Annotated in this window: 13 protein-coding genes and 1 tRNA gene; 10 read left to right on the top strand and 4 right to left on the bottom strand. The window is 49.1% G+C overall.

The genetic code is table 11. The features are described 5' to 3' along the window. Positions 1-75: 75 nt before the first annotated feature. The 8 genes from QN379_RS07565 to QN379_RS07530 all read left to right on the top strand — a co-directional run bounded on the left by QN379_RS07565 (position 76) and on the right by QN379_RS07530 (position 7,489). Positions 76-870, top strand: coding sequence for a TatD family hydrolase (locus tag QN379_RS07565; RefSeq protein ID WP_322237823.1), 795 nt, complete (start codon positions 76-78; stop codon positions 868-870). Then, positions 863-1,567 (top strand): ankyrin repeat domain-containing protein, encoded by a 705-nt coding sequence (locus QN379_RS07560; RefSeq protein ID WP_322237826.1) that lies wholly within the window; start codon positions 863-865, stop codon positions 1,565-1,567. Before QN379_RS07565 ends, QN379_RS07560 begins: the two co-directional genes overlap by 8 nt. 504 nt (positions 1,568-2,071) lie before the next feature. Next, on the top strand, positions 2,072-2,575 hold the full coding sequence (locus QN379_RS07555; protein ID WP_322237828.1) for a hypothetical protein: 504 nt from the start codon (positions 2,072-2,074) through the stop codon (positions 2,573-2,575). A gap of 154 nt (positions 2,576-2,729) precedes the next feature. Beyond that, entirely contained in the window at positions 2,730-3,902 is a 1,173-nt protein-coding gene (locus QN379_RS07550) for a cytochrome c oxidase subunit II (protein ID WP_323506388.1), read from the top strand. Positions 3,903-3,960: 58 nt separating this feature from the next. Next, positions 3,961-5,733: a cytochrome c oxidase subunit I gene (ctaD, locus tag QN379_RS07545; RefSeq protein ID WP_416348532.1), complete on the top strand. Its 1,773-nt coding sequence runs from the start codon at positions 3,961-3,963 to the stop codon at positions 5,731-5,733. Beyond that, positions 5,730-6,383, top strand: a complete 654-nt coding sequence (locus QN379_RS07540) for a bb3-type cytochrome oxidase subunit III (RefSeq protein ID WP_323506387.1) — start codon at positions 5,730-5,732, stop codon at positions 6,381-6,383. The genes ctaD and QN379_RS07540 overlap by 4 nt, the downstream gene beginning before the upstream one ends. 32 nt (positions 6,384-6,415) lie before the next feature. After that, complete coding sequence (locus QN379_RS07535) at positions 6,416-7,156, top strand: heme-copper oxidase subunit III family protein (RefSeq protein WP_323506386.1); 741 nt, start codon at positions 6,416-6,418, stop codon at positions 7,154-7,156. A 9-nt stretch (positions 7,157-7,165) separates the two neighbouring features. Then, positions 7,166-7,489, top strand: coding sequence for a cytochrome C oxidase subunit IV family protein (locus QN379_RS07530; protein ID WP_322237836.1), 324 nt, complete (start codon positions 7,166-7,168; stop codon positions 7,487-7,489). Between the two features lie 124 nt (positions 7,490-7,613). Here the strand turns inward: QN379_RS07530 and QN379_RS07525 are convergent, their stop codons facing one another. The 4 genes from QN379_RS07525 to hpnC all read right to left on the bottom strand — a co-directional run bounded on the left by QN379_RS07525 (position 7,614) and on the right by hpnC (position 12,440). After that, a complete protein-coding gene (locus tag QN379_RS07525) occupies positions 7,614-8,750 on the bottom strand; it encodes an alpha-hydroxy acid oxidase (RefSeq protein ID WP_322237839.1) in 1,137 nt (378 codons plus the stop codon). A gap of 308 nt (positions 8,751-9,058) precedes the next feature. Continuing rightward, entirely contained in the window at positions 9,059-10,429 is a 1,371-nt protein-coding gene (hpnE, locus tag QN379_RS07520) for a hydroxysqualene dehydroxylase HpnE (RefSeq protein WP_323506385.1), read from the bottom strand. Positions 10,430-10,477: 48 nt separating this feature from the next. Then, positions 10,478-11,311, bottom strand: a complete 834-nt coding sequence (gene hpnD / locus QN379_RS07515; protein WP_322237845.1) for a presqualene diphosphate synthase HpnD — start codon at positions 11,309-11,311, stop codon at positions 10,478-10,480. 316 nt (positions 11,312-11,627) lie between these two features. Continuing rightward, complete coding sequence (hpnC, locus tag QN379_RS07510) at positions 11,628-12,440, bottom strand: squalene synthase HpnC (RefSeq protein ID WP_323506384.1); 813 nt, start codon at positions 12,438-12,440, stop codon at positions 11,628-11,630. A gap of 421 nt (positions 12,441-12,861) precedes the next feature. On the opposite strand from hpnC, the gene QN379_RS07505 reads away from it, so the two are divergent. Both QN379_RS07505 and QN379_RS07500 read left to right on the top strand, forming a co-directional pair. Continuing rightward, a tRNA-Leu gene (locus tag QN379_RS07505) sits at positions 12,862-12,946 on the top strand. Between the two features lie 402 nt (positions 12,947-13,348). Further along, positions 13,349-13,852: a CreA family protein gene (locus QN379_RS07500; protein WP_322237851.1), complete on the top strand. Its 504-nt coding sequence runs from the start codon at positions 13,349-13,351 to the stop codon at positions 13,850-13,852. Positions 13,853-13,926: the final 74 nt, after the last annotated feature.

Raw genomic sequence — 13,926 nt, 5'->3', positions numbered from 1 at the left:
TGTCGTGTTTCATCTGTTTTCGTTGTTCAGATGATTTTCTACTCCGATTTGCCCTGTTTTTAATCTACTTATATCATGTACATCGACTCTCACTGTCATATCAATTTTCCCGAGCTTGCTGCGAAAATGCCAGAAATATTGGCTAAGATGGCAGAAAACAAGGTGACGCACGCGCTGTGCGTCTCTGTCGATTTGCCTGATTTTCCGCAGGTTCTGAAATTGGCAAAAACTTACCCGCATATCTACGCCTCAGTGGGTGTTCATCCCGACTACGAAGATACGCCAGAACCGACGGTGGATGACTTGGTCAGACTTTCCGATCATCCAAAAATCATCGCTATTGGTGAGACCGGTCTGGATTATTTTCGGCTTAAAGGTGATCTTGAATGGCAGCGTGAACGTTTTCGTCGTCATATACGCGCCTCCCGAGCAACCGGAAAGCCATTGATTATCCACACACGCGCTGCATCGGAAGATACGATAAAAATTATGCGTGAAGAGGGCGCGGGTACGAATGCCGGTGGCGCTGGCGGCGTCATGCATTGCTTTACCGAGTCATTGGCGGTGGCTGAAGCGGCGATTGAAATGGGATTTTATATTTCGTTTTCCGGCATCGTTACTTTTAAGAGCGCAAAAGACCTGCAAGCCGTTGCTTTGGAGGTCCCGTTGGAACGTACCTTAATTGAGACCGACTCGCCGTATCTCGCTCCTGTGCCGTATCGTGGCAGGATGAACGAGCCCGGATTAGTGGTGCATGTAGCAGAATATCTGGCCAACCTGAAGGGTTTGCCCGTGGCCCAGGTTGCCCAGCAAACCACAGATAACTTCTTTACGTTATTCAAACTGCCTCAAGAGATCGCCCATGCTTAAATTTGTTGAAACCGTCAATGCAACGGCCACGCGTCGTCGCTTTTTGTCGAGCGCCAGTGGCGGAATACTGGCAATCATGTTGGGCGCGTTTCCGATGGTAAGCAAAGCTGCCAACTCGGACGAATTCTTCAAGTTGGTCCAGATGGATGATTATCGTCGTCTACCCAAATTGCTTGCGACCGGACTGGATCCCAATATTGTTGAGAGCAAACGCGGTGAGACCGGTTTGATGTTGGCAATACGTGAAGATGCAATGAGGTCGTTCAATATATTACTAAATGCACGCGGAATTAACCTTAACGCACGTGCGCACAATGGTGATACTGCCCTTATGGTGGCGTCGTATAAGGGAAATGTTGCTGCAGTAAAAGCCTTGCTGGATAAAGAGGCTGAGCCGAATAGTACTGGCTGGACTGCGCTGCATTACGCGGCGACGATTGGCAATGATGAAATTGTGCAATTGTTATTGGATGCATCGGCCTACATTGATGCAGGCTCGCCAAACCAGACGACACCGTTGATGATGGCGGCGCGTGAAGGCAAAATTCTGACGGTCAAATTGCTGTTGGATTCAGGGGCCGATGAAACCTTAAAAAATGATGTGGGTATGAACGCAATTGATTTTGCGAAGAAATTTGATCATCAGGATATCGTTGATGGATTAATGTCTCGATTGAAGAAAGCTAGACAGCGATAAACCGAAGGGAACATGATAAATAAGAACAAATAAGAACAAATAAGAACAAATAAGAACAAATAAGAACAGCAAGGACAAACACGCACTAGCTGGTCAAGGTCAGTTATAACCGATTTCACTTTCAGTTATTGCACTAAGGGAAAAAGTGTCGTGCGCCTCAAGCGATGCCAAGTGCAGGTTGACACGTTATTCCTGTGCTCCAACCATCATCACTATCTCTTCAAACTTCTTTTCTTTTCGCCTCCTTCCCGTCCGCTTATTCCGGCACTATTCCGCTCTATTCCCAATCGTTTACGGCTCTATTCGTAGTTCGATCAAGATGCGATTATTGCGTGTGCGGTGCAACATGCAGAGTATTTTGCACGTTGTCAAATTTGTACTACACTAAATTCATAAGCGCCCCAAAAAATGATTTAGCTGCTCGCCCATGCACGTTCCAACGTTGCTCTTACATGGCGTTGTTAATGTGTTTTTAGGTGCTGTCGCTGTGTTCAGGAGATCACTATGGAACTTCATATGCATACTCATCATCTGGAGTCGCGGGTGCCGGATTGGATGGCGGCTGTGGTTGCCGGATTTGTTGGCGGTGCAGTTGTGATGGTTTTAGAATTGCTCTGGTCGTCACTGATCGGGAGATCTAGTCCATGGGCAATATCTCACATGATTTCCGCTATTGTCATGGGACCTGACGTCCTCCAATCCACTGATTTCAGCGTATCGGTGGTCGCCACGGCGTTGGTGACGCATTATGTGCTGGGCATCGTTTTTGGTCTTGTTTTATGCGGGATCATTGCGCCATTTCATTTCGATTCCAGCATGGGCATGGTATTTCTGACAGGTACCGTGTTCGGTTTGTTGTTGTATCTGTTTAACTTTTATGTCATGTCGCAATTTTTCTCGTGGTTCGACGGAATGCGCGGCTGGGCGTCTTTGGGGACGCATCTGATTTTCGGCATGGTGACGGCAGTCTCTTATTGGACGCTCGAACGGAGAAATGGACATCGGTAGGACCTTACGTTCAGTGCTTCAAGGAGTATTCGCCTGAAAGGAGTCACCGCAAGTGCGCGTGAGATCGTGAAAATGTACACAATAAATCTGAATCTTGATTGACCTGTCGCCGCCTATTCGCTTGGTGGAGTAATGGCAGCGGAAGAGGGTAGATATGACTATGGCCGTCGTACTTATCGTATTGGTGGACCTGTCGGTCCTCTTCCACTTATTGAGTCCGTGGACGGCAACGCCGCTGGCCTCGAACTGGCAGCAGATGGACAACACGTTAACCATTACGCTGGTGATCACCGGTTTTGTGTTTATCGTGCTTAATCTTTTTCTGGTCTACATGTTGATGCGCTTCGGCCATCGCAAAGGTAGGCGTGCAGCCTATCAACCTGAAAATAAAAAGCTGGAATTGTGGCTGATAGGGATCACCACGATCGGAATTATTGCACTGTTGGCGCCGGGATTGCTGGTGTATGCCGACTTTGTTAACGTGCCTAAAAATGCGCTACAAGTTGAGGTATTGGGACAACAATGGCAGTGGCGTTTTCGGTTTGCCGGTGCTAGCGGAAAATTTGGTCGCACGAACGTTCATTTGGTCAGCGGAGCCAACCCATTTGGTATTGATCCAGCCGATCATGCTGGCAGCGGCAATATACTTATCAATAGCAACGAACTACATTTGCCGCTTAACTATCCGATTCAAATGGTGCTTCGATCGCAAGATGTATTGCACGACTTTTATGTTCCACCCTTTCGTGCCCGGATGAACATGGTTCCCGGTACCGTCACCTCATTTTGGTTCACCCCAACTAAAGTGGGACGCTATGAAGTGTTGTGCGCACAACTATGTGGAGTGGGTCATGCCAACATGCGCGCTTATGTCGTGGTGGAGGATGTGGCCAGCTTTAAAAGCTGGTTACAGGGTCAACCGACATTTGCGGTGTCTATGTTGCCGCAAGCGCGTACTCAAGCGGGCAATTCAGGTGGCGGAGTTAGCCTCGTAGCGGAAGGTAAGGCGCTCGCCGCTTCCAAGGCCTGTATTTCTTGCCATACGGTCGACGGTAATCCCTTGGTCGGGCCAACCTGGAAGGGATTATTTGGCAAAATGGAGATCATGGAAAACGGCAGTACCGCGTTGGTCGATGAAGCCTATTTACGGAATTTTATTCGTAACCCGCAGGAACACGTCGTCAAAGGATTCACGCCGATCATGCCCAAGATCGATATGAGCGATGCGGAGCTAACGGCACTCGTCGCGTATATAAAATCATTTGGCATTGCTGCGCAGGGATCACCGCAAAAACAGGCAGAAGCGACAAGCGATAGCAGTCAATAAGCAGTCCCTATCATATGAGTAGCGGCCTTAACGTCGCCAGCGTTTAACGGGGAAGTCCATGACTAGCACCGAAGAGATGATCACACACCAGAATGATGAGGCGCACCAGGCGCCTCAGAGCTTCTTTTTGAAATATGTCTGGAGTCAGGATCATAAGGTGATTGCTATTCAGTATTCCTGTATCGCTATCTTCGCTGGTTTGGTCGGTGTTGCGCTATCAAATTTGATGCGTCTTCAACTTGGCTTTCCTGGTCGTTTTTCTGGAATCGATGCGACGCATTACTACCAGTTCATGACCATGCACGGCATGATTATGGTGATTTATCTGCTGACAGCTTTACTGTTAGGCGGCTTCGGCAATTATCTGATTCCATTGATGGTAGGTGCACGTGACATGGTATTTCCCTACTTAAATATGCTGAGTGTCTGGACCTATTTTTTGTCGGTAATCGTGTTGATGGCGAGTTTCTTTGTGCCAGGAGGTCCGACTGGCGCTGGCTGGACTCTTTATCCGCCGCAAGCTATTTTGCCCGGTACGCCCGGCTATGAGTGGGGCATTATTCTGATGCTGGTGTCGCTATTGATATTTATCGTCGCTGCAACGATGGGTGGATTAAATTACGTGACGACCGTCTTGCAGGCGCGTACTGAGGGTATGACGTTGATGCGCATGCCACTGACCGTGTGGGGTATTTTTGTCGCGACTATTTTGGCGTTATTAGCTTTTCCTGCGTTGTTTGTCAGCGGCATCATGATGTTGCTTGATCGCACGCTCGGCACCAGTTTTTTTATGCCTGCTTTGCTATCAATGGGCAAAGCTACTAATTACAACGGCGGAAGTCCGCTGCTGTTTCAACATTTATTCTGGTTCTTTGGTCATCCCGAGGTCTACATCGTTGCATTGCCAGCATTTGGCATTGTCTCGGATTTGATCAGCGTTCACGCCCGAAAGTGTATCTTCGGCTACCGCACGATGGTGTGGGCGATACTTGCTATTGGTGTCCTCAGTGTGGTGGTATGGGCGCACCACATGTTTGTTAGCGGCATGAATCCGTATTTCGGATTTTTCTTTGCCACGACAACTCTCATTATCGCGATTCCTACTGCGATCAAAGTGTACAACTGGTTGCTGACGTTATGGGACGGGGATATTCACATGACCGTGCCGATGTTGTTTGCGCTGGCTTTTATCAGTACTTTTCTGATTGGCGGTTTGACTGGTTTGTTTCTTGGCAATGTCAGCGTTGATATTCCGCTATCCAACACATATTTCGTTGTTGCGCATTTCCACATGGTGATGGGGGTATCGCCGTTATTGGTGATTTTTGGCGGTATCTATCACTGGTTCCCAAAAGTATCAGGACGCATGTTGGATGATCGGCTGGGAAAGATTCACTTCTGGCTTACCTTTATCGGTACTTATGCGATATTTTTTCCAATGCATTATCTCGGCATTTTGGGCATGCCGCGGCGTTACTACGTTTTTCAGGGATATAAATTTATTCCATCATCGGCGCAATCGCTGAACGTTTTCATTACCGTGGTGGCACTGGTGGTAGCGGCGGGGCAACTCGTATTCATATTTAATCTGGTGTGGAGTACGTTCCGGGGCAAGCGAGCGGAATCCAACCCATGGCGCGCTGCTTCTCTGGAATGGCAGACACCAAAAACGCCACCAGAACACGGTAATTGGGGGCCGCAATTGCCGGTCGTCTATCGCGGTGCTTACGCCTACAGTCTTCCAGGCGAGAAGGAGGATTTTGTCGCGCAGAATGCGCCACCTGCACTGGACACGCCGCTACCCGTTGTGAGTAAAGGGGCATTAGCGTGAGTACTTCTCATACATTAAAAGTCACCAGACGCGACTCTGGTCGAATGACTATACGGGCCAGAATTACGCGCCCGTCAACAATCGCTGCTGTCAGCGTTGCACTGTGGGTTTTTATTGGCGTGGCCACTGCGTTATTCACCTTGTTCATGGCGGCGTATGTGATGCGAATGGATGGTAGTGACTGGTCGCCTATTGTGATGCCCTGGCAGTGTTGGCTCAGTACCATTTTGTTGTTGGCGACGAGCTTGATGTTACATGGTGCAAATAAAGCTGGCCGACCATTAACGACGCGTAAGTTTTTAGTAATGGGCGGTTTTTTCGGATTTGCGTTCATAGGATGCCAATTCTGGAGCTGGCATGCCCTCCAAGCAAACCACATAACGCCAATGGGTAATCCGGCGGGCAGTTTTTTCTTCTTACTCACCGCGATGCATGGCGCGCACGTTCTGGGCGGTTTGGTCGGTTGGCTACGAACAGTGCGTTTTGTACGATTTGGCCCCGTATTGGATAGCGCCATGTTCGAGTTGAGATGGCGCGCCCGACTGTGCACCCGTTACTGGGATTTTTTGCTAGCGGTATGGGTCGTGCTTTTTGCAGCGTTACGCTGGCTGACACCGGAAGTAGTCCGGTTCATTTGTGGCACGCGTTGATACGGCATCAAAAAGAGGAAAGGGAGGGCGAAATGAACCTGTCGATGAGCGGACAAAAGTCAGAAGACCTATCCATTCGGACCGCGCAAGAACCGGTGTTGCTGACGAGGCCGGTGTCGTCGGCATCTGGATGGCGGCAGTTGGTGAATGACTGGTCGGCAGATCGGGAGGCATTTCAGGTCTCTTGGGGCAAGGCCATGATGTGGATATTTTTGCTCTCCGATACCTTCATATTTAGCTGCTTTCTGGTCGGCTACATGACGGTGCGGATGTCAGGTACGACAGTCTGGCCGAATACCAGTGAAGTGTTTGCATTACATATTGGCGGGACGCCGGTGCCGTTGCTGTTGATCGCCATTATGACCTTTGTGCTCATCAGTAGTAGTGGCACGATGGCAATGGCGGTGAATTTTGCCTATCGTCGTGAACGCGTCCGTGCTGCCATTTTGATGTTGGTCACCGCAGCCTTCGGTGTGGCGTTTGTCAGCATGCAAGTCTTTGAATGGACTAATCTAATCGTCAACGAAGGCGTGCGGCCATGGGGAAATGCGATGGGCGCGCCGCAATTTGGCGCGACGTTTTTTATGATCACAGGATTTCATGGCCTGCATGTTTCCATCGGTGTCATTTATCTGGTAACGATCGCTGTACGTGTATTGCTTGGCCGGTACGAACGCAGTGGTAACTATCAGATTGTCGAAATTGCCGGATTGTATTGGCACTTTGTAGACTTGGTGTGGGTGTTTATATTTGCACTATTTTATCTTTGGTAAGAGGCCGTCATGGAAACACACAGTTCTCATACCGGACAGCAGCACCCCACGAGTCTTTACCTTAAGATTTGGGGCTTGCTATTCGTACTCAGCACGCTTTCTTACATGGTCGACTATTTGCAGTTTCATGGCTATTTGCGATGGACGCTGATTTTGTTGCTGATGTTGCTGAAAGCGGGACTGATAGTCGCTTTTTTTATGCACATGGCCTGGGAGCGGTTAGCGTTGGTGTATGCCATTCTGATCCCACCACTTTGCTTGTTGGTGTTGGTGGCGTTAATGGCGGCAGAAGCGCATAGTACATTTTTAACGCGATTGCTATTTTTTCGCTGAGAAAGTATTTTTGGCGTGCTACCCGGTCGTAGGCGAGCAAGATTGGTATGCAAGTTTGCGTACAAATCACATGGTTTGAAGCAAAGCCGCGCTTGGCCAAGATTGGCCAGGCGCTTAATCGCATTTAGCCGCGCGTCAAAATCTGCGGTCCAACATCGTTAATATTTTTGGTCCCGGTCAGGGCCATGCTGACATCCAGTTCCTGGCGCATGATCTCCAGCATTTTGGTGACGCCTGCTTCGCCCATCGCGCCCAGGCTATACAAGAAAGCGCGACCGATCATCGTTCCTTTGGCGCCCAATGCAACGGCTTTCAGCACGTCTTGACCACTACGAATACCGCCGTCGAACCAGACCTCGATCTCATCACCGACCGCTTCGACGATAGCCGGAAGTGCCGAAATAGACGACACAGCGCCATCAAGTTGACGGCCGCCGTGGTTGCTGACGACGATCGCATCAGCACCGCTGGCGGCGGCGATTTTGGCATCCTCGACATCCAGAATGCCTTTCAGTATCAGTTTGCCGCCCCATTGTTCTTTGATCCAGGCAATATCATCCCAGCACAAAGTGGGATCGAATTGACTGGCAGTCCATTTGCTCAATGTCAAAATTCCATCAGCACCTTTGACGTGACCTGCCAGATTACCAAATGTTTTACGACCACTTAGTGCACGCAATGCCCAAGCTGGTTTGCTCGCCAGGTCAATGATGTTTGCCAACGTTAACTTCGGCGGCACGGACATCCCATTTTTAATATCTTTATGGCGTTGGCCGAGAATCTGCAAATCCAGCGTGAGAACAAGGGCCGAACATTTCGCGGCCTTGGCACGCTCAATCAATGATTTGACGAAGCCACGGTCACGCATCACGTAAAGTTGAAACCAGAACGGCTTGGTCGTCACGCTGGCAACATCTTCAATTGAGCAGATGCTCATCGTCGATAGCGTAAACGGGATTCCAAATTTTTCGGCGGCAATCGCGCCCAGCATTTCGCCGTTGGCCCATTGCATGCCGGTTAATCCGGTCGGGGCAATCGCAACCGGCATCGTCACGTTTTCGCCTATCATGGTCGTGGCGGTACTCCGCTCGTCGACGTTGATGGCGACGCGTTGACGTAATTTCAAGGCGGCCAGATCGCTGCTATTGGCGCGATAAGTGCCTTCGGTGTACGAGCCGCTATCGGCGTAATCGTAGAAGGCTTTTGGTACCCGTTTCTGTGCGAGTACGCGCAGATCTTCGATGCAGGTGATGACGGGCATTATTTCTCCGTGAATGTGATGGGTGAGATGCTGAAAATTTTCAGCTGATTTTCTGAACCCTTAGTATGCTAGGGCAAAATGCACCGTCGTTGGGAGAAAATGATATGGTTTTTAGATGAAGACTTTTCAAGTCATCAGCCCGACGGGTGTATTGCGCCGGGTGATTTAGGAAATCTTGGGATTAATTTTGGATTAATTGCGGGAATAACATAACGCGTAGTTATTAACTATTGCAGAGAAAATATGTAACATTTTAGAAGGCTGTTGATTGACCCGCTGTTCGGACCTGATTTATTAGGTATTCCCCGTCAAGGTGAAGTCTTGCTCTTTAAGCCAACTAGCGCTGCCGCCTGATTGCCACTCCTGACGGCCGACTCCAGCGTCGCGGGATAGTCGCTGATCGTATAATCACCGGCCAACCATACACCGTCCAAGCCGCTATTATTGTCAGGACGGACGAGGGCTGGTGTACAGGCGAAGGTTGCACGTTTTTCAGAAATGACTTTGGTCCAGCTTGGATGTGCCAGTTCAGGCTGATTGAATACTTTAGCTAGTTGCGCGGTGATACCAGCGGTTAATGCCGCGTGACCATCGGCAATTGCTGCGCCAGAACTACTGATGACAACTGCCAACATGCCAGCTTGTGTCGCATCAAGTTGACCGCGATCAAATACAAATTGGCCCCAATCACCGACAGCGCCATCCTCAATCAGTGCGAAAAAAGGACGTGGCAAGGAGGTTGTCGGGGCGTACTGTAAATAGCAGGTGGTAATTGGCTCATAGGAGAAGTTTTTGAGTAGCGTCGTATCCGTTAAAGGGCCGAGCAAGTTGGCTGCAATGTCAGGCGGCGTCGCGATAACAACGGCATCAAAATCCCCTTCGTAATCAGCGGAGCTTAACCGCCAACCGGTGCCGTTAGCCTGTAACCGTCTGATGTTACAACCAAGATGAACAGTGCCGCCTTGCTGTCTGACAAAATCGGCTGCCCTATCGGGCAACAGACTGCTCAGATCGCAGCGCGGTAATAGCATGTCCGAAGCAGAGCGACGCGCACCCAGGCTATCACGCAACACCGCCAGAAAAACTTGCGCTGATGCGCGATCCGGTGGCGTGTTCAGTGCGGCGACACACAATGGATGCCAAAGTAATCGTGTCAATCGCTCAGTCTGATCAAATCGCTCTAATAGCGTGCTAACGGTGCAATCGTCATGTAATTCCCAGCCCATCCAACGCGCAGCGGAATTGAATCGTGCCAGCGCTATTTTATCTTCCCTGCTTAACCCATCGGCACGCCACAAAGCTGCGAGGAGATGAAATGGTGCGGGTAGGGCGGGTGCCACAAAGGTGATGCCGCCGCTGCCTTCGGGATAACACATTTGGAGCGGTAGGCGCAGCAACGCTGTTTTAGCATCGATCCCGACCTTGCGCATCAGTTGCAGGGTTTGCTTGTAGGCGCCAAGCAAGATGTGTTGACCGTTATCGTGCGGTATATCTATAGTCGCTTTGTCGCCAAAGACCGGATTAGCAACATGGCTAATCACGCGCCGGGCCCGCCCGCCTAATACGCGGCTAGCTTCGAATAGCGTGACCTGATGCTGGCTGCTGGCGAGGGCGACCGACGCTGCACAGCCCGCCCAACCGGCTCCGATAACGGCGACTTTTTGTTTGACTGTGCTCATGGCAGTTGAAGCTGATTCAAAAAGTGCGATGATGATTGAACGGACATATCAGCCACGGATATAAGTCTTCCACGCCAGCCATAATTTGCGAATTGGTGTGAGTGAAATACGCTGATTTAACACGTGATAACCATCGCGCTCAATTTCGTTTAACAATGCGCGGTAGATGGCTGCCATCATCAATCCGGGTCGTTGCGCGCGATGATCTTCTTTCGGCAGTAAGGCAAACGCTTCGTCGTACATTTGTTGCGCGCGTGCCACTTGAAAACGCATAAGATTTTCAAAGTTTTCGCTATGCCGCGCATTCAGTATATCGGCGGCGGTGACGTGAAATTGCTGCAATTCGTTGACCGGCAAATAGATGCGCCCTTTGCGACCATCTTCGCCCACATCGCGAATGATATTCGTGAGCTGAAAGGCGAGTCCGAGTTTTTCAGCGAATTGCAGTGTCTGCGGCTGCGTAACGCCAAAGATACTCGCCGATAAAATACCCACCACGCTTGCGACGTGCCAGCAATATTGCTTGAGACCGGGATAGTCCAGGTAACGAGTTTGATTCAAATCCATTTCCATACCGTCGATGATCGCCTGCAAGTGTTGACCATCCAGTTTGTAGCTCAGCAGATGGGGTTGCAGGGCACGCGTAACAGGATGCGACGGGTTACCGGCAAGCATTGAAGCAATCTCTTTGCGCCACCACATCAGTTTTGTGCGTGCCACCGCTTCGTCGGTGCAGTCATCGACGGTGTCGTCAACCTCCCGGCAAAATGCATAGAGAGCAGTAATTGCACGACGCCGTTCAGCGGGTAAAAACAGAAAGCTGTAATAAAAACTTGATCCGCTCTGGGCGGCTTTTTGCTGGCAGTAGTCGTCAGGAGACATGAAGGATCTTTTGTATTCTTGTTTCAGGGCAACCGAAGTTGTCGTAGTTATGTAGTCTTATTTAAAGCAGAATGTAAAATGTGGTGTGCAAAGTCGCTATGCTATCCGAGTGTGCAGAGCAGGACAAACGGAATGCGCTCAAAAAACTGTTATTTAAAAACGTTAATCGCCTTCAAGAATTTTCTATAACGAAAAATTGTTAAGGCTAACGCTATAAAGAAAGAGATATAAACAAATATCTATCTATAAATAAATACTATAAAGCGAAGTCTATGTGACTACACTGGTAAAAATGATGGCGATAAGTGTTAGCAATTTAGCGCATACGAATCGCCCGCACCGCCAAAATACACCAATCGAACTTGCCCAACTTTGGGCGACGCCGAAAAACATCGTAGTCAACTTTTTCCAACAGCTCCAGAATTCGCAGTCCTCCCTGGACGACAAGGCGCAGTTCCCAGCCGATTCGCCCTGGAAGTCGCAAGGCGAGTGGTGCGGCGTCCAGCATCATTTTCCTTACCCGGAAGACTTCGAATTGCATCAAATCTCGCCAAGCCTGGTTGTCGCTGGCTGTGTCAATCTGAGCCTCGCTAACGCCGAAGCGGCGTAAATCTTCTAGCGGTAAATAAATGCGCTGCTTATCCCAGTCAATGGCGACGTCTTGCCAAAAGTTAATCAGTTGCAAAGCCGAGCAAATCGCATCCGAGTCGCGCATGTTTTGTGCCGTCGCAGCGCCGTATAGATGCAACATCAGACATCCGACCGGATTGGCGGAGCGTCGGCAATAATCGCTTAAATCTTCAAAATTGGCATATCGCGAGGTCACGACGTCTTGTTTAAATGCTGATAATAATGCGCGGAAGGGCGCTATCGGTAGCGCGTATTCTTTGATTATTATGTGCAATGACGCAAATAAAGCGCTTTCGGCTGGCTTTCTTTGTTCGATCCGATCCAGTGCTGCTTCATAATCGTTTAATGCGGATAGTCTTTCCTCCGCGCTGGCATCACCTTCATCAGCAATATCGTCGGCGCTGCGAGCGAACGCATAAATGGCTTGTACTGCCGGCCGTAACCGCGCAGGCAGTAAAAAAGATGCCACGGGAAAGTTTTCATAATGATTAGCGGTCATAAGCGGTCAAAAGAGCGGTCATATTGATGCGTATGGAAAGATTTGAAAAGCCAGCTAGTCAAGGGCGATGTTGGCGAGTAAGCAACATCAGTTTGACAAGATTGATAATAAGAAAGCCATTCAGCGCCAAGCGTTTTCTTGTCGAAAGCAAAAGTACTGCGGCGCGACTTCTTTTGCTGCTTAAGGCAAACATTTTTCAGTTTCGAATAGTAAAGTAAAAACCTGCCATCTCGAACAAATTCATGGCTGATCTCGTCAATTCTTGTTTCAGCGAGATGTAACTTAATCCGGTGAGCATACTGAATTGGTCGTCTAAGGCGACTTAATCTCAAAGAAATCGCGCTGCGCGACAAAATATAGCGATGGCTCTATAATTGAGTAGCGCTTATGGCTGGTCTTTGTTAGAATGCGGCCTCTTGAAGCGGATATGGCGAAATTGGTAGACGCACTAGATTTAGGTTCTAGCGTTGTAAGACGTGGGGGTTCAAGTCCCTCTATCCGCACCAAAAGCAGCATTAAAAATAATCGTAGCGACCTCGATTAATAGTTGTAACCCTCGGTTATAAGTAATTAATTAAGTTGTACGATGTCAGAATGGCCCTCTTATGAGGGCTTTTTTGTGCCTGTTTATATTATTTATGACAGGTTATTTTTATTCTTTCTCTTTTGTTTTTTGACTTCTTATCTGAATTTGTCGGGTTTTTTTGCTGGCCTTTTTGCGCGATAATGATAGGGCGGCAAAAATGGCGGGTTATGTTCCGATAGACATCGTGCGAACGTTTTCCGAATATTGGCTTGTAAAACCGTTTCGCAGATAAATTACGATCCTTCACACCCGATTTTTGGTGGAAATTTTACTTTGAAGTTTAAATTGGATTTTTTGTATTCACTTCTTTTAACGGATGGATATGCCTACTAAATCCTCAAAATCCTTGATTGCCGCGTTAGCAATTGCGGCGCTCGGTCTCGGTTTAGCAAATACTTCACATGCAGAAGCCGAACAGGTGGGTGAGGTCAGCACTGCTTTTCGTTGGCTTGGACATAACGATCGAGTGGTAGTTGAGGCTTACGATGACCCTAAAGTAGAAGGCGTCACATGCTATGTGTCACGCGCACGAACTGGTGGCGTGAAAGGCACAGTTGGCTTGGCCGAAGACCGTGCTGAAGCATCAATCGCCTGCCGCCAGGTAGCAACAAGCGTGCGCTTTGTTGGCAAGTTACCGCTGCAAGAGGATGTATTTACGGAACGGATGTCGATTTTGTTTAAGCGCCTGCATATCGTACGAATGGTCGATCCGAAGCGCAATACATTGATCTATTTGACATACTCGGATAAATTAGTGGATGGCAGTCCTCAAAATGGTGTTACCGCCGTGCCGGTCCCATCGGCCATGCCGATACCGGTAAAGTAGTGGGCGGTGTTTAGCTATAGGCTATGCGATAGGCTGTGAAGAGAGTTGCCGCGTAGGATGCTAGTGTAATGACA

This window comes from Glaciimonas sp. Gout2, assembly GCF_035018905.1.
Taxonomy (GTDB): Bacteria; Pseudomonadota; Gammaproteobacteria; order Burkholderiales; family Burkholderiaceae_D; genus Glaciimonas.
This window is presented reverse-complemented; position numbering and strand designations above follow the sequence as displayed.